The sequence below is a fragment of the Defluviitalea phaphyphila genome (genome assembly GCF_001466305.1).
Lineage (GTDB): Bacteria > Bacillota > Clostridia > Lachnospirales > Defluviitaleaceae > Defluviitalea_A > Defluviitalea_A phaphyphila.
The window spans coordinates 19117-41420 of record NZ_JWID01000012.1; the positions used below are offsets into that span (position 1 = coordinate 19117).

At 27.8% G+C, this 22304-nt stretch carries 20 protein-coding genes, 1 tRNA gene and 1 pseudogene; 2 read left to right on the top strand and 20 right to left on the bottom strand.

Going from position 1 to position 22304, the window contains the following annotated elements:
- Positions 1 to 21 precede the first annotated feature (21 nt).
- The 20 genes and pseudogenes from ftsH to purR all read right to left on the bottom strand — a co-directional run bounded on the left by ftsH (position 22) and on the right by purR (position 19307).
- A complete protein-coding gene (gene ftsH / locus OM90_RS08680) occupies positions 22 to 1851 on the bottom strand; it encodes an ATP-dependent zinc metalloprotease FtsH (protein ID WP_058486523.1) in 1830 nt (609 codons plus the stop codon).
- Between the two features lie 89 nt (positions 1852 to 1940).
- Positions 1941 to 2234 (bottom strand): annotated as a pseudogene (locus OM90_RS08685) (phosphoribosyltransferase); the annotation flags it as partial.
- A 44-nt stretch (positions 2235 to 2278) separates the two neighbouring features.
- Positions 2279 to 3649, bottom strand: a complete 1371-nt coding sequence (gene tilS / locus OM90_RS08690) for a tRNA lysidine(34) synthetase TilS (RefSeq protein WP_058486501.1) — start codon at positions 3647 to 3649, stop codon at positions 2279 to 2281.
- Between the two features lie 115 nt (positions 3650 to 3764).
- Positions 3765 to 4040, bottom strand: coding sequence for a DUF927 domain-containing protein (locus tag OM90_RS08695; RefSeq protein WP_058486502.1), 276 nt, complete (start codon positions 4038 to 4040; stop codon positions 3765 to 3767).
- Between the two features lie 72 nt (positions 4041 to 4112).
- On the bottom strand, positions 4113 to 6506 hold the full coding sequence (gene spoIIE, locus OM90_RS08700; RefSeq protein WP_058486503.1) for a stage II sporulation protein E: 2394 nt from the start codon (positions 6504 to 6506) through the stop codon (positions 4113 to 4115).
- A gap of 163 nt (positions 6507 to 6669) precedes the next feature.
- Positions 6670 to 6743: transfer RNA gene (locus OM90_RS08705), tRNA-Met, on the bottom strand.
- A gap of 68 nt (positions 6744 to 6811) precedes the next feature.
- Positions 6812 to 7099 carry an FtsB family cell division protein gene (locus OM90_RS08710; protein ID WP_084758009.1) on the bottom strand — a complete coding sequence of 96 codons (288 nt, stop codon included), beginning with the start codon at positions 7097 to 7099 and terminating at the stop codon, positions 6812 to 6814.
- A 54-nt stretch (positions 7100 to 7153) separates the two neighbouring features.
- Positions 7154 to 7675: a spore cortex biosynthesis protein YabQ gene (gene yabQ, locus OM90_RS08715; RefSeq protein ID WP_058486504.1), complete on the bottom strand. Its 522-nt coding sequence runs from the start codon at positions 7673 to 7675 to the stop codon at positions 7154 to 7156.
- A gap of 11 nt (positions 7676 to 7686) precedes the next feature.
- Complete coding sequence (yabP, locus tag OM90_RS08720) at positions 7687 to 7968, bottom strand: sporulation protein YabP (RefSeq protein WP_058486505.1); 282 nt, start codon at positions 7966 to 7968, stop codon at positions 7687 to 7689.
- 80 nt (positions 7969 to 8048) lie between these two features.
- Positions 8049 to 8288 carry an RNA-binding S4 domain-containing protein gene (locus tag OM90_RS08725; RefSeq protein ID WP_058486506.1) on the bottom strand — a complete coding sequence of 80 codons (240 nt, stop codon included), beginning with the start codon at positions 8286 to 8288 and terminating at the stop codon, positions 8049 to 8051.
- Positions 8289 to 8357: 69 nt separating this feature from the next.
- Positions 8358 to 8636 (bottom strand): HU family DNA-binding protein, encoded by a 279-nt coding sequence (locus OM90_RS08730; protein ID WP_058486507.1) that lies wholly within the window; start codon positions 8634 to 8636, stop codon positions 8358 to 8360.
- Between the two features lie 45 nt (positions 8637 to 8681).
- Positions 8682 to 9482, bottom strand: a complete 801-nt coding sequence (gene mazG / locus OM90_RS08735; protein WP_058486508.1) for a nucleoside triphosphate pyrophosphohydrolase — start codon at positions 9480 to 9482, stop codon at positions 8682 to 8684.
- Between the two features lie 65 nt (positions 9483 to 9547).
- Positions 9548 to 10096, bottom strand: a complete 549-nt coding sequence (spoVT, locus tag OM90_RS08740; RefSeq protein WP_058486509.1) for a stage V sporulation protein T — start codon at positions 10094 to 10096, stop codon at positions 9548 to 9550.
- A gap of 160 nt (positions 10097 to 10256) precedes the next feature.
- Positions 10257 to 11255, bottom strand: coding sequence for a peptidylprolyl isomerase (locus tag OM90_RS08745; RefSeq protein ID WP_058486510.1), 999 nt, complete (start codon positions 11253 to 11255; stop codon positions 10257 to 10259).
- 46 nt (positions 11256 to 11301) lie between these two features.
- Positions 11302 to 14835, bottom strand: a complete 3534-nt coding sequence (gene mfd, locus OM90_RS08750; protein ID WP_144428569.1) for a transcription-repair coupling factor — start codon at positions 14833 to 14835, stop codon at positions 11302 to 11304.
- Positions 14836 to 14839: 4 nt separating this feature from the next.
- The gene (gene pth, locus OM90_RS08755; protein WP_058486511.1) at positions 14840 to 15412 is read right to left on the bottom strand and encodes an aminoacyl-tRNA hydrolase; all 573 of its coding nucleotides are present in this window, start codon (positions 15410 to 15412) and stop codon (positions 14840 to 14842) included.
- A 71-nt stretch (positions 15413 to 15483) separates the two neighbouring features.
- A complete protein-coding gene (locus OM90_RS08760) occupies positions 15484 to 16437 on the bottom strand; it encodes a ribose-phosphate diphosphokinase (RefSeq protein ID WP_058486512.1) in 954 nt (317 codons plus the stop codon).
- Between the two features lie 89 nt (positions 16438 to 16526).
- A complete protein-coding gene (glmU, locus tag OM90_RS08765; protein ID WP_058486513.1) occupies positions 16527 to 17894 on the bottom strand; it encodes a bifunctional UDP-N-acetylglucosamine diphosphorylase/glucosamine-1-phosphate N-acetyltransferase GlmU in 1368 nt (455 codons plus the stop codon).
- Between the two features lie 99 nt (positions 17895 to 17993).
- The gene (spoVG, locus tag OM90_RS08770) at positions 17994 to 18302 is read right to left on the bottom strand and encodes a septation regulator SpoVG (RefSeq protein ID WP_058486514.1); all 309 of its coding nucleotides are present in this window, start codon (positions 18300 to 18302) and stop codon (positions 17994 to 17996) included.
- 198 nt (positions 18303 to 18500) lie between these two features.
- Positions 18501 to 19307: a pur operon repressor gene (gene purR / locus OM90_RS08775; protein ID WP_058486515.1), complete on the bottom strand. Its 807-nt coding sequence runs from the start codon at positions 19305 to 19307 to the stop codon at positions 18501 to 18503.
- Between the two features lie 231 nt (positions 19308 to 19538).
- On the opposite strand from purR, the gene murC reads away from it, so the two are divergent.
- Together murC and OM90_RS08785 are read left to right on the top strand one after the other, a co-directional pair.
- Positions 19539 to 20981 (top strand): UDP-N-acetylmuramate--L-alanine ligase, encoded by a 1443-nt coding sequence (gene murC / locus OM90_RS08780; RefSeq protein ID WP_058486516.1) that lies wholly within the window; start codon positions 19539 to 19541, stop codon positions 20979 to 20981.
- A 247-nt stretch (positions 20982 to 21228) separates the two neighbouring features.
- Entirely contained in the window at positions 21229 to 22302 is a 1074-nt protein-coding gene (locus tag OM90_RS08785) for a DnaD domain protein (RefSeq protein WP_058486517.1), read from the top strand.
- The last annotated feature ends 2 nt before the right edge of the window (positions 22303 to 22304 follow it).

Here is a 22304-nt window from a genome sequence, read left to right on the forward strand (position 1 = left end):
TCCTATAAAAAACACTACAGATTATACTGTAGTGTCTTTGTTTTCATCTTGTTCATTTTTTTCTTCTTCCGTATTATCAAATAATTGAGCAAATTGTGCTCCATCTATTTTTTCTTTTTCTATTAAAAGTTGTGCTGTTTTATGAAGTATATCCATATGGTCTTCTAAAATCTTTTTAGCTTTTTCATAAGCAGTATCTATAATTTTTCTTATTTCTTTATCTATAGCTCCTGCTACTTCTTCTCCATAATTTCTTGTGTGAGCAAGGTCTCTACCTATAAAAACTTCGTCATTATCGTTTCCAAATTGTATTGGTCCTAAAGAACTCATACCATATTTAGTTACCATATTTCTAGCAATGGCTGTTGCTCTTTCTATATCATTAGACGCTCCTGTTGTAATATCATCTAATATAATACTTTCAGCTGCTCTTCCACCAAGTAAACTTATTATTTCTTGTTCCATTCTTCCTTTTGTTACATACATTTTATCTTCTTCAGGAAGAGGCATAGTATATCCTCCTGCCATACCAGTAGGAATAATTGAAATGCTATGCACAGGATCTAATTCTGGTAATACCTGATGTATAATAGCGTGACCTGCTTCATGATATGCAGTAATCTTCTTTTCTTTTTCAGATACTACACGACTTTTCTTTTCTGTTCCTATTCCAACTTTTACAAAAGCTTTTTGAATATTTTCCATATTAATAGCTCTCTTATTTTCCCTAGCTGTAATCAAAGCTGCTTCATTAAGAAGATTTTCTAAATCTGCTCCTGTAAATCCCGCAGTCGTTCTTGCTATTACCTTTAAATCCACATCTTCTTCTAAAGGTTTTCCTTTTGCATGAACTTTTAATATTTCTTCTCTTCCTTTTACATCTGGTCTTCCTACCACTACTCTTCTATCAAAACGTCCTGGACGAAGCAAAGCCGGGTCTAAAATGTCAGCTCTATTAGTAGCTGCAACTACAATTACTCCTTCGTTTACTCCAAAACCATCCATTTCAACTAATAGTTGATTTAATGTTTGTTCTCTTTCATCATGACCTCCGCCAAGTCCTGCTCCACGTCTTCTTCCTACAGCATCAATTTCGTCAATAAAAACAATACAAGGAGAATTCTTTTTAGCTTGGTCAAAAAGGTCTCTTACCCTAGATGCTCCTACCCCTACAAACATTTCTACAAAATCAGAACCGGATATACTAAAAAATGGAACTCCAGCTTCTCCTGCTACAGCTTTAGCAAGAAGTGTCTTACCTGTTCCAGGAGGTCCTACTAAAAGTACCCCTTTAGGAATTCTAGCCCCTAATTCAACAAACTTTCTAGGATGTTTTAAAAATTCAACTATTTCTCTTAATTCTTCTTTTTCTTCATCTAATCCCGCTACATTATCAAAAGTCACTTTTTTCTTGGTATCTATTACTTTTTTAGCACGACTTTTCCCAAAAGTCATAACTCTACTTCCACCACTGCCACCTTGTACCTGTTGCATAATAACTATTAATACTACAACTACTAAAACCATTATAACAAGAGATGGTAGAAGTTGTATAAACCAGTTAGGACTTGCTATATCATGAGGATATATTTCTGTAGTTTCTATAAATTCATCTAATGTTTCCATAAATTGAGCTGAGCTTGGAACGGTTATTGATACTATATCTCCACTTTTTAAAGTTGTCTTGATTTCTGCAGTTCCTTCAGAACTTGGATAAATATCTAATCTTTCTACTTCTTGATTTCTAAGACTTTTTATAAGTTGATCATAAGTAATTTGGCTTTCAGGACTACTTGGTATACCATTACTACTAAAAATTACAGCCAATATAATTATAATAAAAATCAACATATATAAACTTAGTCCTTTAAAATACTTTTTCAAATATGTTCCTCCTTCCTGCCTTTTAAAAATAAATAAAAAAACTTTAAATTTATATTGATATCTTCTACAATTAAAACATGTTTATTTTCTATAGGTTCATCTAAATCTTTTATAATTTTTACAACTCCACTGCTAGTTTTTTGATTCCCATAACTAGATACCGCCATAAAATCCATTTCTAAAGGAATATCTATTTCCTTAGAAAGGTCCACCATAAACATTACTCCACCCTTTAAAACACATATTAAGCATAATTCTTTTCCTTTATAATCCTTTGTTATTTGTTTCCCTAATTCTTTAACTCGATTTTTAATTTCTTCTTCTGATAGCAATACTTCTAGTTGATTCATAATATTTGTCCTCCTATTTTCTATCAATGTCATTTACTTTATATTTATTTTGATACCTTTACTTGTAAAATTCTATTCGTATTAGCAGTAATTTTATAAGCATCACTATATCTATATCCTATAACCCACAAAATCTTATTTCCATCTGCTAATAGGGGAATTTTTTCTCTTTCATCCCGTGGAATTTTACTATCAATAAAAAAATCTTTTAATTTTTTATTGCCATTTTTTAATATAATCCTATCTCCAGGTTTTCTTGTTCTAATGCATAAACTGCCTTCTATTTTATCATAGTCAAAACTTTTAGTATAGACATCTTGATTAAATAATGTAAATTTTTCTCTATTTAATAATTTTGTTTCTATTGTTAATCCTATTTCTTCTATAAATAAACTAGAAGGAATATCTATTTTATAAAAAAAATTTTGTATATTAGTTTCTCCTAATTGAAATATTAACTCATCATATTGAGTTTTTACTACTAATTTTTTGGGAAGATTTATTTTTTTCCCTGTTCCTTTTTTACTTAATTCTATAATATCTAGAATATGTTTTGAAGCTATATCTTTTAAACTACCTATTAACTTTTCTAATATTATACGTATTATTCTTTTTTTAATTACATCATCATAAGAATTAAATTTTATATTATTTATTACTAAATAATTTTTTGTTTCTTTTTCTATAGCTTCTTTTAATAGGGATTTTGCTTTTTTATCTAAAAATATATCTTCTTCTTTAATAATTGTACTCATATTATATAAGGTCTTAACAATATTAGGATTAATATTTTCTTTAATAAGAGGAATAATTTCATTTCTAATTTTATTTCGTGTATATATATTTAAATCATTAGTGTAATCATGCCTATACTCTATATGATTTTTAACACAATAATCTTCAATCTCTTCCCTAGTTATTTCTAAAAGAGGTCTTATAATATTTCCTCTAACAGGAGAAATCCCACCTAAACCTTTAAGACCACTTCCTCTAAATAATTGCATTAAAACTGTTTCTGCTTGATCATTCATATTATGAGCTATGGCTATTTTATTGCCATTAACTTTTTTTCTTTCTTCTTCAAAAATCTCATATCGTAAAATTCTTCCTGCTTCTTCTTCACTACATTTTCTTTTTTTAGCTTCTTTTTTTATATCAATATGATATAAATTAAAAGCAATCCCCCACTCTTTACATATATTTTCTACAAATTCTGCATCTTCTTGTGCATCCTTACCTCTTAATCCATGATTAACATGAACTACTGTTATAGAAAAATCTAATTCATTTGATAACTCTTTTAAAAGATGGAGAAGGCACATTGAGTCTGCCCCTCCTGAAACTCCTACTATTATTTTATCCCCCATTGTAATCATATTATATTTTTTTATAGTATTATAAAATTTATGCAGCATATTAACCCTCTCTTAAAATAAAATCCCTATTTTAGATGATACCTAAAATGATTTATAAATTCAAGTAAACAATAAAAAATTATTAAAAAAAGCAGTGCATATTATACACTGCCTTCTATATAATTTTAGATATGCAATAAATAAATAATACAATACTTAAAATTAAAGATATATTTAAAATCAAATCCACCTTTGTTTTTTTATATTTTTTTGAATAATACTTTAATTTATTCTTTTTCATATACTTATGTATAATTTTTTCTGCTTCTGCAACAATATCTTTTGGCTTTTTATTAATACAATCTTTGTTTAAAATAAAAATTGCTTTTTGATACCACCCATTTTTATCATTTTCTACTATAACTATTTCATCTTTAGAAAAATATTTCATAAGAAAACCTCCATAGATATTATCTATCTAAGAAGTTTCCCCTTTTTATTCACTATATATTCAAATAAATCATTAATATTTTTCCCATATTCTGCAAACTAAAACTGTCATATCATCTGATATTTCTTGTCCTTCATTTTCTTTTGCTGTATTTAAAATATAATCTGCTATATATTGTGGTTGTATAGTTTCTATACCTTTTATTATATTTTTAAACCATTTTTCTTTCTCTACAATATCTTTTTTAGAATCTATAATCCCATCTGTAACCATAATAATAATATCTCCATCTTTTAACTTTCTTTTTGTTATATCTAAATCTACATTATTTAATAATCCTACTGGTAAAGAAGAAGAACCTATAATTTCTACCATATCTTCTCTTTTTAAAAAGGTACAAGCAGCTCCAATTTTTATAAACTCTGCAATTCCTGTATACATATCAATAATGGTCATATCAAGTGTCGAAAAAGATTCTTCATTTGATTTTAATACTAAAACAGAATTTATCATTTTAATAGCAGTATCTTTATCAAAACCCGATTCCATAAATTCTTCTAAAAGTTCAATACTAGCACTACTTTCTTCACTAGCTTTAATACCTGTCCCCATCCCATCTGATAGTGCTAATAAAAATTGTCCATCTTTTAATTCTATAGACGAATAACTATCTCCTGATATATTACTATAATCCTTTGCTTCCCTCGCAATTGCTGTAACAACCCTATATTTTTCTTCTTCTATTAACTTAAGTTTACACTTGTCTTTATTTACAACTGCAGAACATCTAGTATTTACAATCTTCATTTTTACCCCTAGTACCCTATTTACTATAGGTAAAATATTTCTAGAACAAATCCTATTTCCCTTGCAAGAATTATGAATAATAGTTACTTCATATTTTTTTTGCTTATTTTGAATTACAATAACATCACAAACAGGTATTTTTTCTTTATCTAACTCTATTCTAATTATCTCTTCTAAATCTTCTTTAAAATAAACTTGTCCATAAACTTCTGTAGCTAAATTCCCAATAATAGAAGAAACTCCTCGTAGTTGTTCACAAACTAATTCTCTGCTTTCTATAATTCTATTATGCCAAATTAAATTTAATTTATATAATTCAAATATTCTATTAGTGGTATCTACAAATTCCTCAACTTTTAAACATTTTCCCAAAAAATCCTTTGGTATATCATTTAAATCTATTCTAGGTTTTTTTTCTGCAGCAGATAAAATACTAAAAACAGTCTGATATGTATTATAAAAATCTATTTCCCAACAATGGGAACAAAGTCCACAATCACTACATACTTTAGAAGCAACATCTTCAATAAGCATAGAAACATCTTTTTTATTTAAACTTGTTTTTTTCTCTGAAAGATTAGTAAGGGTTTTAGATAATTTTAAAAATGAATTTGAAAACTTTTCTAATTGCTGTGCGGTAATGTCCCTGATTCTTTTATAATATATTTCTTGTTCTATTTTAGGTTCGGAAGATATAAATTGTTTGAAAAATAAAATAGCTGATTTAGGTAATATAATTAAAATCACCAAAGCTCCCATAAAAGTTTTAAAAAAATCATAAGTTATTATGCTTCCTTCTAAATACAAATTTATTACAACATGAGATAATAAAAATCCAATGCCACTTCCTATACGACCTATATCCTTAAATAACCCTACCATTATTCCAGAAATCCCAAAAATTCCAATAGAGGTTGCTGAATTAACTCCTATTAATGTAAGAATGCTGCCTATAATAATGCCAATCGTTCCTCCTATAGCAGGTCCTCCTATAAAACCAAATAATAAAACAATAAAAATACTAATAACTTCTCTAAAATAAATTCCATAAATAGAAAAATCCATGATGCCTGCTGTTGCTGCTCCAAATAATAAAATTAAACTAATTATTTCCTCTATACTTAGGGTAGTTCTTTTAAAATTTCCTTTAATAGAAGATATGGCATCTTTATATATATAAGTAACTCCAAATATTAAAATACTTTCTAATATGGCAACTATAATATAATACCCAGCAAATCCATTTATACCTGCAATAAACATACTTATACAAAATGAAGATATCATGCTTATAATTGCTTGTCCTATAGTAGTCTTTTTATATCCTTTAGATTCTATAAAATGCAAAATAATTGAAATAAGAATAAAAATACTAATATATTTTATAGGTGAAACGAAATTTCTTATACTTAATACTCCTGCTGTGATAAATAAAAAAAGCCAAATACGATTTACTTTTATATAAGAAGCTGCTCCAAAATATGCAACACTTAAAGGAAGTAAATTAGTAAATAAAACAACTCTAGCAGTCATAAATCCTATAATATCAATTAATAAATCCTTATAAGATAATTCTAAAAATATTTGTTTTAAACCAGTAGTTTTTTTAAACTTTAACATATCTGATTTTTTTAAAGTTCTATATTCTATACGTTCCATATTACCCCTCCTAATTCTGTTTTATTATTATAATTGAAGGGTAATAAATTATTTGTCATTATATGGTAATGTTTCCAAAAAATTTTTAGACATTAATATTATATTTTTTACAAAAATAAAAAATGACTCATATTATTTTATAATATGAGCCACTTCTAAAAAATAGCGGAGGACGGAATCGAACCGCCGACACTACGGGTATGAACCGTATGCTCTAGCCATCTGAGCTACTCCGCCATAAAATTTAGACTACAATACAGTATTATAATCACCTTATACTAACTTGTCAACTATTAAAAACATTTTTAATTCTTTTCCATAAATATTATTTCATCTTCTTTTATCAATCCTAATTTTTCTCTTGCTACTTTTTCAATATATTCTTTTGATTGACTATATTCTTTCTCTTCTAAAAGGGATTCTTGTTCTTCTTTTGCCATTTCTATCTGTTTACTATATTCCTTTTTTTGTGCTTCTAATTCTTTGTTGATTTTTTGTAAATCATAGGATTTAAATGCAATCATTAAGAGAAAAATAAGAATAAATATGGCATTCCATCTGATTTTAAAAGTTTTTTTATTTCTTTTTTTCAATCCAATCCCTCTTTCATTTTTAATAATTGTGAAATTATCTCTTTTATTTTTATTCTATATCTTTTTATATATTATGTAAAGTTCTTTTAATATTTGTTTAGATTTTCTTTTTACTTTATTTTTTGACTTATTCATGATTATTTTAATTTTCCCTCTTAAAAATTTAAAAGGATAAGAAATCCACTTATAAGGATAATAAAGTATTTTTAAAATCAATTTGATAGGAATAAATAAGATTCTTAATATAGTCTTTATAATTTTTTTTGTCCAATAAATAATCCAAGTAGCAAATTTCATAAACACAATACTAATAGTAAAAAAATATATTATATTTCCAAGAAGGGCTCCAAGTAGTACAAACCCTCTAATTTCTCCATAATTTTTATTGAATAATACAAAAAACATAAATGCTGATATAGTTATCCAATAAATTAAATCTTCTAATTGAATTAACCAATTAGGATGAGGAAATATTTTTCTAATAATACGAAATAAATCATAAAAAATTCCTATTATCACACCAGCTGTTACTGCGATAAAGAATATATGAGCCTGTTCACTAATAGATACAATCAAGGTACTCACTCCTATTTAAACAACTTCCCAAAAAATGAATTCCCTTTCTTATTAAAAGAATCTCCATCATGGTAAGTTAAACTTTCTATTTCTCCTTCTATTTCTAATTCCTTTTTTTCTAAATTTAATTTATTTACATGGAGGTCAGTACCTTTAATTGTAAGCATACCCATTTCGGTTTCAATATCTACATTTTCCTCGTCAAATGCAAATACATCTATTACTCCTGTAATAGATAAAATTTCTCTATCTTGCATCATAATGCTATGAATTTTCCCAATTTTATCTTCCATACAACCCCCACCTTTTAAATATATTTTCTAAATTACTTATATTTATGTATATTAAGGGTTGTATTTAAAAATGATAGAAATTATAAATATTTGTACATATTTGATACTTCTTCTTTTCTTACATGTTCTTTTACTTCTAATACTTCTACTTTTGTAGTATTGTTTCCAAATTTTATTTCAATAATATCTCCTACTTTCACATTAGTTCCTGCTTTTGCTTGTTTTCCATTAACTAAAACTCTTCCTGCATTACAAGCTTCATTAGCAACAGTTCTTCTTTTTATTAAACGACTTACTTTAAGATATTTATCTAATCGCATTATCATTCTCCTTTATGTAATATAAAAAATCTACACTAGAAAAGTGTAGATTTTTTAAGATATGTAGCATTATCTATTATTTACTGCGTCTTTTAATGCTTTACCTGCCTTAAATCTTGGTGCCTTAGAGGCAGGGATATTCATTACTTCTCCTGTTTGAGGATTTCTGCCTTCTCTAGCTGCTCTTTCTACTACGTCAAAAGTACCAAACCCAACCAATTGAACTTTTCCATTTTTAGCTAATTCTTCTTTTACAACTTCTTCGAATGCTTTTAATGCTTTTTCTGCGTCCTTTTTACTCATTTCTGCTTTGGCAGCCATTGCTGCTACTAATTCGGATTTGTTCATAATCCTTCCTCCTCATATTTCTTTTTAAAATGTAACAGTAAAATACTACAGATTTTTAGAGGTTTTTAATTTCGCTTCTTCCCATAACTTATCCATTTCATCAAGTGACATATTTTCTAACCTCTTATTATTTAAAACTGCAGTATTTTCAACATATTCAAATCTATTTATAAACTTTTCTATAGCATTTGTCAAGGCAAATTCAGGATTTATTTTAAAAAATCTTGCAATATTTATCATAGAAAATAACAAATCTCCGTATTCTTCCATTATTTGTTCTTGGTTTCCTTTTTTATAAGCCTCTATGAACTCTGCTAACTCTTCATTTACCTTATTAATAACATCTTTAACATCTTTCCAATCAAATCCTACATTTGATGCCTTGACTTGAACTTTATAAGCTCTAACTAAAGCAGGGAGAACCTCTGGAATATTTCTTAAAACTTCTGTTTGAGTTTGATACCCTTTTTCTTTTTTCTTAATTTGCTCCCAATTTTCTAAAACTTCCTCTACATTATTTGCACTTTTTTCTCCAAAAATATGAGGATGTCTTAAAATAAGCTTTTTACATATTCTATCTATTACATCATCTATATTAAACTCTTCTTGTTCTTTAGCAATTTGAGCGTGGAATACAACTTGAAGAAGTAAATCTCCTAATTCTTCTTTTAAATTATCTGTATTTTCTTTTTTAATAGCATCAATAACTTCATAAGTTTCTTCAAGAAGATTAGGTAAAAGACTCGTATGAGTTTGCTTTATATCCCATGGACACCCATTTTCGCCTCTAAGGATTTCTACAATTTTTATAAGATCATCATAAGTATATTTTTCTTTTTTATCCATAGTATCCCTACTTATTTTTATCTTTTGAGCATTATTATAACATAAAGTATAAAATTTGAAAATACTTATTGTTCCATTTGTTTTCCTAAAAATCCTGCTGCTGACTGTGCTAATTTAGTTTCTACTTCTCCCATTTTTACTTTATCTGTAGATAAAAATATAACTGCTCCTATAACATCTCCTTCAGCTATAATAGGAGATATAAGTTCAGAATTATAATTAGTATTAGTTTCATCTGCTAATATAGGAATAAAATTATCTTCTTCTTTAGAAGCTGTAAAAATATTTCTTTCACCAATGATTTTTTCTAAAGATTGACTAATATTTTTATCTAAAAATTCTTTTTTAGACCCTCCTGAAACAGCAATTATTTGATCCTTATCTGCAATACAAGTAATAAGTCCTGTAGTTTGTGCAAGAGCTTCTGCATACTCCTTTGCAAACATTCCTAATTCTCCTATAGGAGAGTATTTTTTAAGAATTACTTGTCCATCATGGTCTGTAAAAATCTCAAGAGGGTCGCCTTCTCTAATACGGAGAGTTCTCCTTATTTCCTTTGGAATTACAACACGTCCTAAATCATCTATTCTTCTTACAATTCCTGTAGCTTTCAAAATAAATTCCTCCTCTATATTCTAGCATTCTTAATAGTTTCTTTAATAGTATGATTATATTTTGGGTATTTTATGCGTATTTTTCAATTTTATCCTCTTAATTTATTAAAAATATATAAAAAGAGAGTTTAAACTTTAGAAAGTTTAAACTCTCTTTTTTCTATTTTACTTTAATTTTTTCCCATACATCTTCATTTATTTCTACTTTAGCAGTATCAATCCATTCTTGAACTTTTGATTGATAAAAACTTTGTTTTTTAAGTTCTATATAATTAGCTCTAACTTCTTCCTTATCAGGCTCTATTTCTTCTTCTAATTTTATAATATGATATCCATAACTTGTTTCTACCAAATCGCTTATTTCTCCAACTTTTAAACTAAAAGCTGCTTCCTCAAAATTTGGTTCCATTCCTTGATTTCTTCCAAAAACATATTCTCCATCATTTGGAATAGAAGCTTCATCTTCAGAATATTCGTGCACAAGACTTGCAAAATCTTCTCCTGCTCTAGCTCTTTCTAAAGCTTCTTCTGCTTTTTCTTTAGCAATTTTTTGCTCTTCTTCTGAAAGGGGTACTAATTCACCATTTTGTATATCATGTGTTTTTAGCAAAATATGTTTTACTCTAACTTGTTTTAAAAAATCCTTATTTTCTTCAAAAAATTCTTCAAATTCCTCTTGATTTTCAACATAATCTTTAGTTAATTCTTCATATAATTTTTGGCTTATTATATTTTCTTCTGCAATTATTTTTATAACTTCATCACTAATTCCCATACTTTCTATTTCATCGCCCATTTGAATTTTTAAACTTTCTGCTTGGCTTTCTGCTTCTTCCTTTTCTTCTTCTGTTAAAGATATGTTGTTTTTTTCAGCTTCTTGAACTTGAACTTTAATTGACTTAATTAAATCAAGAGTACTTTCTTTTGCTACTTCTTCTGCAGGTTCTCCATCAAATTTTGTTTCCCATATATCTTCCTCACCTATACTTTGATATACTTGCTTTATCCTCCATAAATACACATTATATTCTTCTAGGCTTATTTTTTCATCATTAATAATTGCTACATATTCTTCTTCTTTTAAACCACAACCAGCAACAAATGAACTTATTATTAAAATAATAAATAAAATTTGTGCCAATTTATTCCTTTTTATCATCTAATAACCCCATTTCACAAAGCTTTTCTTTAATTATAAAACATCTTTATTTTAACTTCAAACCTTTTAAATCATGTAATAAATTCTTAATATATCTGATTAGTGACTCTTTTTTTTCATTTTTTAAACTATATATAAAGTAAGGGGTTTTAACAGCTACAAATTTAAGATTCTTTTTATATTTGCTAAGAATCTCAGAAATTTTTGTAGGATCTATATGGGCATCTTCCTTAAAAGTTAAATTTATGTTATTTCCTTTTTGAGTAATTGATAATATTTCCAAATCATGAGCTTCTGCTTTTAAAAGAGATATATCTAATAAATTTTGAACACTTTTAGGTAAATCACCATATCTATCTTCTATTTCTTCTTGTAAATCGAAATAATCTTTTTCATTTTGTATTGTTGCAATTTTTTTATATATTTCTAACTTTTGCATTTCATTTTGTATATATGCAGAAGGTATATAAGCACTAATGTTTAAATCTATAGAAGTTTCAAAATTTTCTTTCACTTCTTGACCACTTTCTTTACTAACAGCTTCTTCTAAAAGTTTACAATATAAATCATATCCTACTGCATCCATATGTCCATGCTGTTGAGCCCCTAGTATATTCCCTGCTCCTCTTATCTCTAAATCTCTCATGGCAATTTTAAATCCTGAACCAAACTCTGTAAACTCTTTTATTGCTTGAAGTCTTTTTTCTGCTCCTTCTTGCAATACCTTATCCTTTTGATACATAAGATAAGCATAAGCAATGCGATTAGAACGTCCTACTCTTCCCCTTAATTGGTAAAGTTGAGATAAACCCATACAATCTGCATCTTGAATTATTATTGTATTAACATTAGGAATATCAAGGCCAGTTTCTATAATGGTTGTACAAACTAATACATCAATTTTCCCATTTATAAATTCTACCATTATATTTTCTAGTTCCCTTTCACTCATTTGACCATGGGCATAAGATACTACAGCTTCTGGAACTAATTTTTGGATTTGTGCTGCTACCTTATCAATATTTTTTACACGATTATATAAATAATATACTTGTCCATTTCTTCCAATTTCACGATTAATAGCATCTCTAATAAATTCAGGATTATATTCCATTACATAAGTCTGCACAGGATATCTTTCCTCTGGTGGTTCTTCTAATATACTCATATCTCTTATTCCTACAAGGCTCATGTGTAAAGTTCTAGGAATAGGAGTAGCTGTTAGGGTTAATACATCTACATTTTCTTTTAGATGTTTTAATTTTTCTTTATGGGCAACTCCAAATCTTTGTTCTTCATCCACTATTAACAAACCTAAATCTTTAAACATTATATCTTTAGATAAAAGTCTATGAGTTCCTATTACAATGTCAATTATTCCTCTTTTTAATCCTTCTATTGTTTGTCTTTGTTCTTTTGGAGTACGAAAACGGGATAAAACTCCTATCTTTATGGGAAAATCTTTCATTCTTTGAACAAAAGTATTATAGTGCTGCTGAGCTAGTATGGTAGTAGGTACTAAATAAGCTACTTGTTTACCTTCTTGTACTACTTTAAAAGCTGCTCTTATGGCAACTTCTGTTTTCCCATACCCTACATCTCCACATAGAAGTCTATCCATAATTTTGTCACTTTCTAGATCTTTTTTTACTTCTTCAATAGCTTTTATTTGATCTGCTGTTTCTTCATAGGGAAACATATCTTCAAATTCTTTTTGCCAAACTGTATCAGGCCCATATTTATATCCTCTGCTTTTTTGTCTTTTTGCATAAAGCTCTATAAGTTCTTTAGCTAAATCGGCTACTGCTTTTTTTACCTTGGCTTTAGCTTTTATCCATTCAGAGCCTCCAAGTTTATTAAGCTTAGGACCTTTCCCCTCTCTACCTATATATTTTTGAACTATATCCATTTGATTAATAGGAACATAAAGTATTCCATTATCTAGATATTTTATTTTTAAATAATCTTTGCTTACATTATCTACGACAATCTTTTCTATCCCTTGATAAATACCTATTCCATGATTTTCATGAACAACATAATCTCCTACCTTTAGATCTGTAAATACTTCTATTTTTTTCCCTTTTACTTTTTTCTTAGATTTTCTTTTCTTTTTTTCTTCTCCAAATACTTCTTTATCAGAAATAACTACAAAATCAATAAGTCCATATTCAAAACCTTTGTGAAGACTTCCACTATAAATAACTACTTCTCCCTTTTGTATAGGTTTAGATAAATCAGTTTTATAAGAGCTTTCTATATTTTTTTGTGCCAACTCTTTTTTAAGTCTATCACCCTTACTTTTTGGTCCACATAAAATAACTATCCTAAAATTTCTTTGTTTCCAAAATAAAATATCTTTTTCTAATATATCTAATTTATTATAAAAAGAATTAATAGGTTTTACAGAAAAATTAACAACTTCCTTTATAGTAAAATCTTTTATTGACTGCGTAAGCATAGTCATTAAAACTTTATCAAAAGGTTCTATAGAATATAAAATATCTTCATACCTAAAAATAGCTTCCATTTGTCTTGGAAGAATATAACCTTTTTTTAATCGCTCTTTCATACTATCTTCAAATTCTTGTATTACATTATTACATTTTTCTTTTATTCTAATAGGCTCATCCACTAAGAATATTGTATCCTTGTCTAAATATTCAGTTAAAGTAACTGTATCTTTATAAAAATATTTTATATATCCTTCTATACCTTGAAAGTTTTTTTCATTTTTTAGCTTCTCTATAATATTATTAACTGTATTCTCTAAAATAGCTTTTTCTTCATTTAAACCCTGTTTTTCTAATTTACTTATATTTTTACTACTTTCTTTTTCTATAGCATTAATTGCTTCTTTAATCATTTCTTCTTCAAATACTACTTCCCTCATGGGGAATATTTCTATTTCTTGTTCTTTATCTATTGACCTTTGGGTAATAGGGTCTACAGATCGTATAGAATCTATCTCATCATCCCAAAATTCAATTCTATAAGGATTACTAGATGTACTAGAATAAACATCTATAATTCCCCCTCTAAGGGAGAATTGTCCTGGACTTTCAACTATTTCTGAATGTTCGTATCCCATCAAAACTAGATTTTTAGTTAACTCTTTAATAGATACTATATCTCCTACTTTAAATTTCAATATAAACTTGGTAAATATGTCTTTTTTTACAAGTCTATCTAATAGGGCTTCAATAGACAAAATAATAACTGGATTTTTATTATCTATTAATGCTTTTAAAACATTTAATCTTTGAACAACTATATCTATACTATGCACATCTGCATTATAAAAAAGTACATCTTTTGAAGGATATATATAAATATTATCTTCTATAAAAAATTTCATATCTTCATAAATTTCTTTTGCTTTCATTTCATTATGGGTAACTATAATAATAGGTCTATTGGTGTGAGTTTTTATAGCATAAATAAGATGGCTTTTTTGTGAATCGATTGTTCCGGTTGCTAATATAGGTGACTTATGACTTTTTAAATTATTTAAGAGCTTTTTATATGCCTCTAATTCAAGAATTGGGTCTATTATTGCATTTAAAGAAGTACTAGACAAATCATCACTCCTTTACTTTTTTATTAAACTTATTCATAGCTGCAACACTTCCTTCTTTTATAATTGTTTCTATAGCATCACAAGCTTTTTTTATACTTTCTGTTATATATTTCATTTCTTCCTTAGTAAAATGACTAAGTACATAATCTGCTAAGTCCCATCCTGGTGGCTTTTCTCCAACTCCCACTTTTACTCTTAAAAATTCTTGAGAATTTAAATGAGATATGATATTTTTTATTCCATTATGTCCTCCTGCGCTGCCTTTCGTTCTAATTCTAAGAGCTCCTAAAGGTAAGCTAATATCATCATATACTATAATTATATTACTTTTGTCTATCTTATACCAATTAATAATCTCTATTACACTTTGTCCACTTAAATTCATATAGGTTTGGGGTTTTGCAAGAACAACTTTTTCTTCTCCTATTATCCCTTCTCCTATTATAGCGTGATGCTTTTTTTTATTTAAATTTATGTTATTTTCATAAGCTAATCTTTCAATAACTTTAAATCCTACATTATGTCTTGTTGTATCATATTTATTACCTGGATTCCCTAATCCTATTACTGCAAACATTAGATCACCTCCATTTTTAAAAACAGCAATAAGCCCTAGTCGTACTAGGGCTTTTAATTTATCTATTTTAATTAATCAAATAATTTAGATACTGATAAATCCTCATGGATTCTATGTATAGCATCTGCCATAATAGAAGCTACAGAAATTTCTTTTATTTTAGAAATTCTTTTTTCTTTTGGAAGTTTAATTGTATTTAATACAACTAATTCTGAAATAGCAGAATTTTCTATTCTCTCTATAGCTGGTCCTGAAAGTACAGGATGAGTACAGCAAGCAAATACATCAACTGCTCCTCTTTCTTTTAAAGCATTAGCAGCATTAGTAATAGTTCCTGCCGTATCTATCATATCATCCACTAATATTACCTTTTTCCCTTCAATATGACCTATTATATGCATAATTTCTGATACATTTGCTTTTGGTCTTCTTTTATCAATAATGGCTATTGGAATATCTAACTTAGTTGCAAAAGCTCTTGTTCTTCCTACACTTCCAAGGTCGGGAGAAACTGCAACAAAGTCACTTAAATCTCCAAATTTATCTATATAATATTTCGTTAATAAAGGCATGCCTACTAAATGGTCTAAAGGAATGCTAAAAAACCCTTGAATTTGAGCACAATGTAAATCCATGGTAAGAACTCTATCCGCTCCTGCTGTTTGAATTAAATCAGCTACTAATCTAGCACTAATAGGATCCCTTGCTCTGGCTTTTCTATCTTGTCTTGCGTATCCATAATAAGGCATAACAGCTGTAATTCTTCCTGCCGAAGCTCTTCTTAATCCATCAATCATAATAAGTAATTCCATTAGATTTTCATTTACAGGGGTAGATGTCGGCTGAATAATAAATACATCTGCTCCTCTTACCTTATCATCAATACGTACAGAAATTTCTCCATCGCTAAATCTTCCCACTTCTGAATTGCCCAATTCTAGTCCTAATTCTTTAGCAATTTCTTCTGCTAATTCATGATGTGCATTACATGAAAAAATTTTTATTTCATTATTACTAGTCCTCATTAAAAGGCCTCCTTAAAAATATCTTCCTTATTTGTAACCCCTAGCCGGGGTCAATTATACCATACTTTTTCAAATCACAAAAGAATATTTTAGTCTTTTACCCAATTTTCTTTATTTATTTGTCTTGTACGAGCAATCCCTAAGGCTTTTTGAGGAACATCCTTTGTAATAGTTGATCCTGCAGCTGTAAAAGCTTTTTTATGAACTTTAACAGGAGATACTAAATTTGTATTACATCCTATAAAAGCGTCATCTTCTATAATAGTTCTATGTTTTTTCTTACCATCATAATTAACAACAACTGTTCCACATCCAAAATTAACCCTCTCTCCTACATCTGCATCTCCTATGTAAGTTAAATGAGATACTTTTGTATTATTTCCTATGTTAGAGTTTTTAATTTCAACAAAATCTCCAATTTTAACATTTTCCCCAATATTGCTATTAGGTCTTATGTAAGCAAACGGTCCAACAGTTGTATTAGAATTTACTTCACTTTCTAATATAACACTATTTTCTATTTTTACTTCATCCCCAATTTTGGAATTACATATTCTTGAATTAGGCCCTATAATACAATTTTCTCCTATAATAGTATTGCCTTGAAGATATGTTCCAGGATATATTATTGTATCCATACCAATGACTACTTCAGGCTCAATATAAGTATTTTCAGGATCTATTATAGTTACTCCTTCTTGCATATGCTTTTTATTTATTCTTCTTTTCATAATCTGAGTTACTTCGCTAAGTTGTTCTCTTGAATTACATCCTAACATTTCCGTATTATCTTTAGCTATTACAGTATTTACCTTATACCCTTTTGAAAGAATAATATGTAAGGTATCTGTTAGATAATATTCTCCTTGTGCATTATCATTTGTAAGTTCTTTTAATGCTTCTTTTAACACCTTAGATTTAAAACAATACATACCACAATTAACTTCTTTAACTTTTAATTCTTCTTTAGTAGCATCTTTTTGTTCTACATTTTTTATAAAATTTCCTTCTTTATCTCTTATAATCCTTCCATATCCTGTAGGATCTTCTAAAATAGCTGATAATATTGTCACTCCATTATTTTCTCTTCTATGAATTTCTATCATATTTTTTAGGGTTTCTCCAGTAATTAAAGGAGTATCTCCATAAAGTACTAATATATCACCTTCATCTTCAATAAATTCTTCAGCCTGCATAACTGCATGTCCTGTGCCTAATCTTTGTTTTTGAGTAACATAAAATACACTATCCCCTATTTCTTTTTTTACTTCTTCACCTTTATATCCAATTACTAAACAAATTTTTTTGCTACCTGCATATTTTGCAGCCTCTATTACATGAGCTACTAAGCTTTTACCTAAAACTTTATGCAATACTTTAGATTTTTTTGATTTCATCCTAGTTCCTTCTCCAGCTGCTAATATCAAAGTAGATACATTAGTATTATTACTTTCCATGCATATCCCTTCCTTAAACTGTAATATCTCTTCTATTCTCTCATGTTTATAATAATTTTTCAACATGAAAAAAGCACTTCTTACGAAGTGCTTTATGTTTTATTCTTCAATATCAGCAGCTACTTCCTCAGCCGCTGTGTCATCTGCTTCTGCTAAAAGAATCATTTCATACTTTTCTAAAACAGCTGTTTGAATTTTTTCTCTTGTTGCTGAATTAATTGGATGTGCAATATCTCTAAATTCTCCTTCTAAAGTTTTTCTGCTTGGCATGGCAATAAAACGTCCTTTTTCTCCTTCAATTATTTTGATATCATGCACAACAAATTCGTTGTCGAAGGTAACTGAAACAACTGCCTTCATTTTTCCTTCTTTATTAACTTTGCGTATACGAATATCTGTAATTTCCATATGTAAACCCCTCTCTGTAACATGTTGCGGCCCTAGAGTAACCCCCCAGACACCGTTATAATTTTATATATATATATTATATAACAGATTTATCCAAATATCAATATCTTTCTACTATTCTAATTTTACAAAATTATTTAACATATGTTGTGTAATTTCACAATTTAAATAAATAAAAAAGACAGATTTTAAACTGTCTTATAAATAAGATTGTACAATTATTTCTTTTTTGTCTTCATCTACCTTTTCTAACACCAACAAGTTAACATAATCTTGCACTAATTTTTCTTTTGGCTCTTTAGTAGCCATTAACACTCCTACTCCTACAACTTCACATTCAAATTCTTTCATTAAGTCAACAATACCTTTAGCAGTTCCCCCTGCTTTCATAAAATCATCTACAAAAATTACCTTAGAATTCTTTTTTAAAGCTCTCTTAGCAAGAGACATAGTTTGAATTCTTTTTGATGATGTTAGATAATTCATATGAATTGCTGTTCCATCAGTTAATTTCCCTTCTTTTCTTACAACCACTAGGGGTTTATTTAATATTCTAGCTGTCATAAGAGCAATCGGAATCCCTTTAGTTTCAATAGTTACAACATAATCAAAAGAATAATCATAAAAAAAATTAGCTAAAGCTCTTCCCATGTTGTAAACTATATCCGGCGAATATAAAAGATCATTAAGGTAAATATATCCTCCAGGAATAATTCTATCTGTTTTATTAATTTCATCACAAAGTTCTAATGCAAATTCCCTAATTTGCTCCTTTGTCATAGTAGGTTTATATAATACGCCTCCAGCTGCTCCTGCAATAGTTTCAATTTCCCCTAAACTAAATTTTTCAAAGATATTTTTTATAGTATCTATATCTTCACTCAAGGTAGATTTCGCACACTCAAAAATATTTACAAATTGATTTAAAGTATATATTTTTTTCGGATTTTCTGTAAGAATTTTTATTATAGAACCTATTCTTTCATTTTTATTAATACGATTCACTTTTTTACTCCTTCCATATCATCAAATTTATTCTTATTATATATCAAAATCTTGAATATTTTAAGCTTTTCTTTTAATAATATTCGACTTAAATAAAAAGGAAATTTATTATCGTTTAGGTTTTAAAAATTTAGTTTTTTGTGTAATAATATAGTATAGAATTTTTAAATTAATATATGTTAAATTATAAAGAATAGGTTATTTATTTAAAACTAAGAATAGAGGTGTACTATGGGAAATATTGATTTTAAAAATAATAATCAAAAAATTCACTTTATAGGAATTGGCGGCATTAGTATGAGTGGCTTAGCAGAAATACTTATTAAAAAAGGATTTAAGATATCAGGCTCAGATATAAAAAATTCAAAAATAATTAGACATCTAGAAAGTTTAGGAGTAGAGTTTCATCTAGGGCATTTATCTTCTAACATTAAAGATGATATAGATTTAGTAGTTTATACAGCTGCCGTTAAAGAGGATAATCCTGAACTTATAGAAGCTAGGAAAAAAAATCTTAAAGTTATAGATAGAGCTACACTTCTTGGAGAAATTATGAGAAACTATCCTTATTCCATAGCTGTAGCCGGAACTCATGGAAAAACTACTACTACTTCTATGCTTTCTCATATACTATTACAAGCTAAAAAAGACCCTACTATATCTGTAGGAGGAATTTTAGACTCTATAGGTGGAAATATTCGTACAGGTAATTCTGATTATTTTATTACAGAAGCCTGTGAATATTATGATAGTTTTTTAAAGTTTGACCCTTACATAGGAGTTATATTAAACATAGAAGAAGACCACCTCGACTATTTTAAAGATATAAATCATATAAGAAATTCCTTTATTTCCTTTTCTAAAAAAATTTCTAAAAATGGAGCACTGATTATAAATGGAGATATGGAAAATATCAACGATTTATTAGATGAAGTTAACTGTAAAATTATTACTTTTGGAACTGACTCTAATAAAGTAATGTGGACTGCTAATAATATATCCTATGACAAAAAAGCTTGTGGAAGTTTTAATTTATTTTATCAAGGGAAAAATATGGGAAAAGTATCCTTAAATGTTCCTGGAATTCATAACATCTATAATGCTTTAGCTGCATGTGCTGCTGCTTATTTCTTAGATATTGACATCGAAGATATTATAAAAGGATTAGAAAAATTTACTGGTGCCCATCAAAGATTTGAAATAAAAGGAAATTTAAAAGGAATTACTATTGTTGATGATTATGCTCATCATCCAACTGAAATTAAAGCTACTCTATCAGTTGCAAAGCATTACCCTCATAACACTTTATGGTGTGTATTCCAGCCCCACACTTATACAAGAACTAAAGCTTTTCTAAAAGAATTTGCCAATGCTTTAAAAGAAGCAGATAAAATAATATTAACTGATATTTATGCTGCTAGAGAAAAAGACTTAGGTGAAATTCATTCTAAAGATTTAAAAAAGGAATTGGAAAAATTAAATAAAGAAGTTTATTACTTTTCAGATTTTGAAACAATAGAAAATTTTCTTTTAGAAAAATGTATCCCAGGTGATCTGTTAATAACTATGGGAGCTGGAGATGTGAATATTATAGGAGAAGAACTTTTAGGTCTTAACTTATCCTCATTATCCACAGAGTTGTCAACAGAAACGGAAAGTATTCCATGTGAATAAATTTATTCCAATAAACTCTTCATTCCATATTTTTACATGTTTTTTATTTCCCAAAAGCTTAAGCTTCTGGGAATTTTTTATGTAAAATATGCTAATGCTTTTTATAGTTATCCACATTATCCACAAAGTTATTAACATAATCTATGTGTATAGAACGTATAAAAGTCTAAATTTTCTTTTATAAACAATCTTAAAATAATGTGATATAATAGCACTACAAGTAATATTTTCGAAAGGCGGGATAGTGATGGCTATTCTAAATATTAAAAATAATTTTGAATTATCCACAACTCCAATTCCCAATGAGTTTATCGATTTTTATATGCCAAAAGCTAATGGAAATTTTGTCAAAGTATATTTATATGGTTATCGATTTTCTTATAGTAGCCAACATAATCTCACCTTAAAAGAAATGTCAGAAAAGTTAGATTTATTAGAATCGGATATTATAAAAGCCTTTGAATATTGGAAAGAATGTGGGCTTATGGAATTTGAATGGAATGAAGATGATATTATACATATATCTTATTTAATTCCTAAAATAAAAGAAGAAAAAAAAGTAACTTCTGAAAACTTAAAAAAACCTGTACATATACAACTTGAAACAAGACCTAATTATAGCCCAGAAGAACTTACTATTTATATGAAAAATCCAGAAATAAATCGTCTTTTTAAAATTGCAGAAAGATATCTTGGTAGAATGTTAAGTCATAATGACTTAAAAGTTTTATACAGCTTATATGATTGGTTAAGACTTCCTTTAGATGTTATAGAACTTTTATTAGAACACTGTATTTCTAATAATCACAGAAGTATGCGTTATATAGAAAAAGTAGGTTTAACTTGGGCTGAAGAAGGAATTAATACTGTTGAAAAAGCTCAAGCTAGAATAAAAACATTTAATACTAATTATAGAGAGATTATGAAGGCCTTAGGACTTAATGACAGAAATCCCGCTCCTTCTGAAATAGAATATATGGATAGGTGGTTAAACGCTCTTAATATTCCTCTTGAGATTATATTAGAAGCTTGTAAAAGAACTATTATTCAAACTCAAAAACCTAGTTTTCAATATATTGATTCTATATTAAATAATTGGAATAAAAATAAAGTAAAATCTATAAAAGATATTGAAAAATTAGATAATGCCTATATTAAAAAGAAATCTATGCAAAATACTCCCTCTTCAAATGATAAAAACAAACAATACTATTCAAAACCTAGTAAATTTGTTAACTTTAAGCAAAGAGAATGGGATTTTGATGAACTTGAAAGATTAGAAAGAGAATATCTAAGTAAACAACTTTCTGAAGAGAGGTAAGG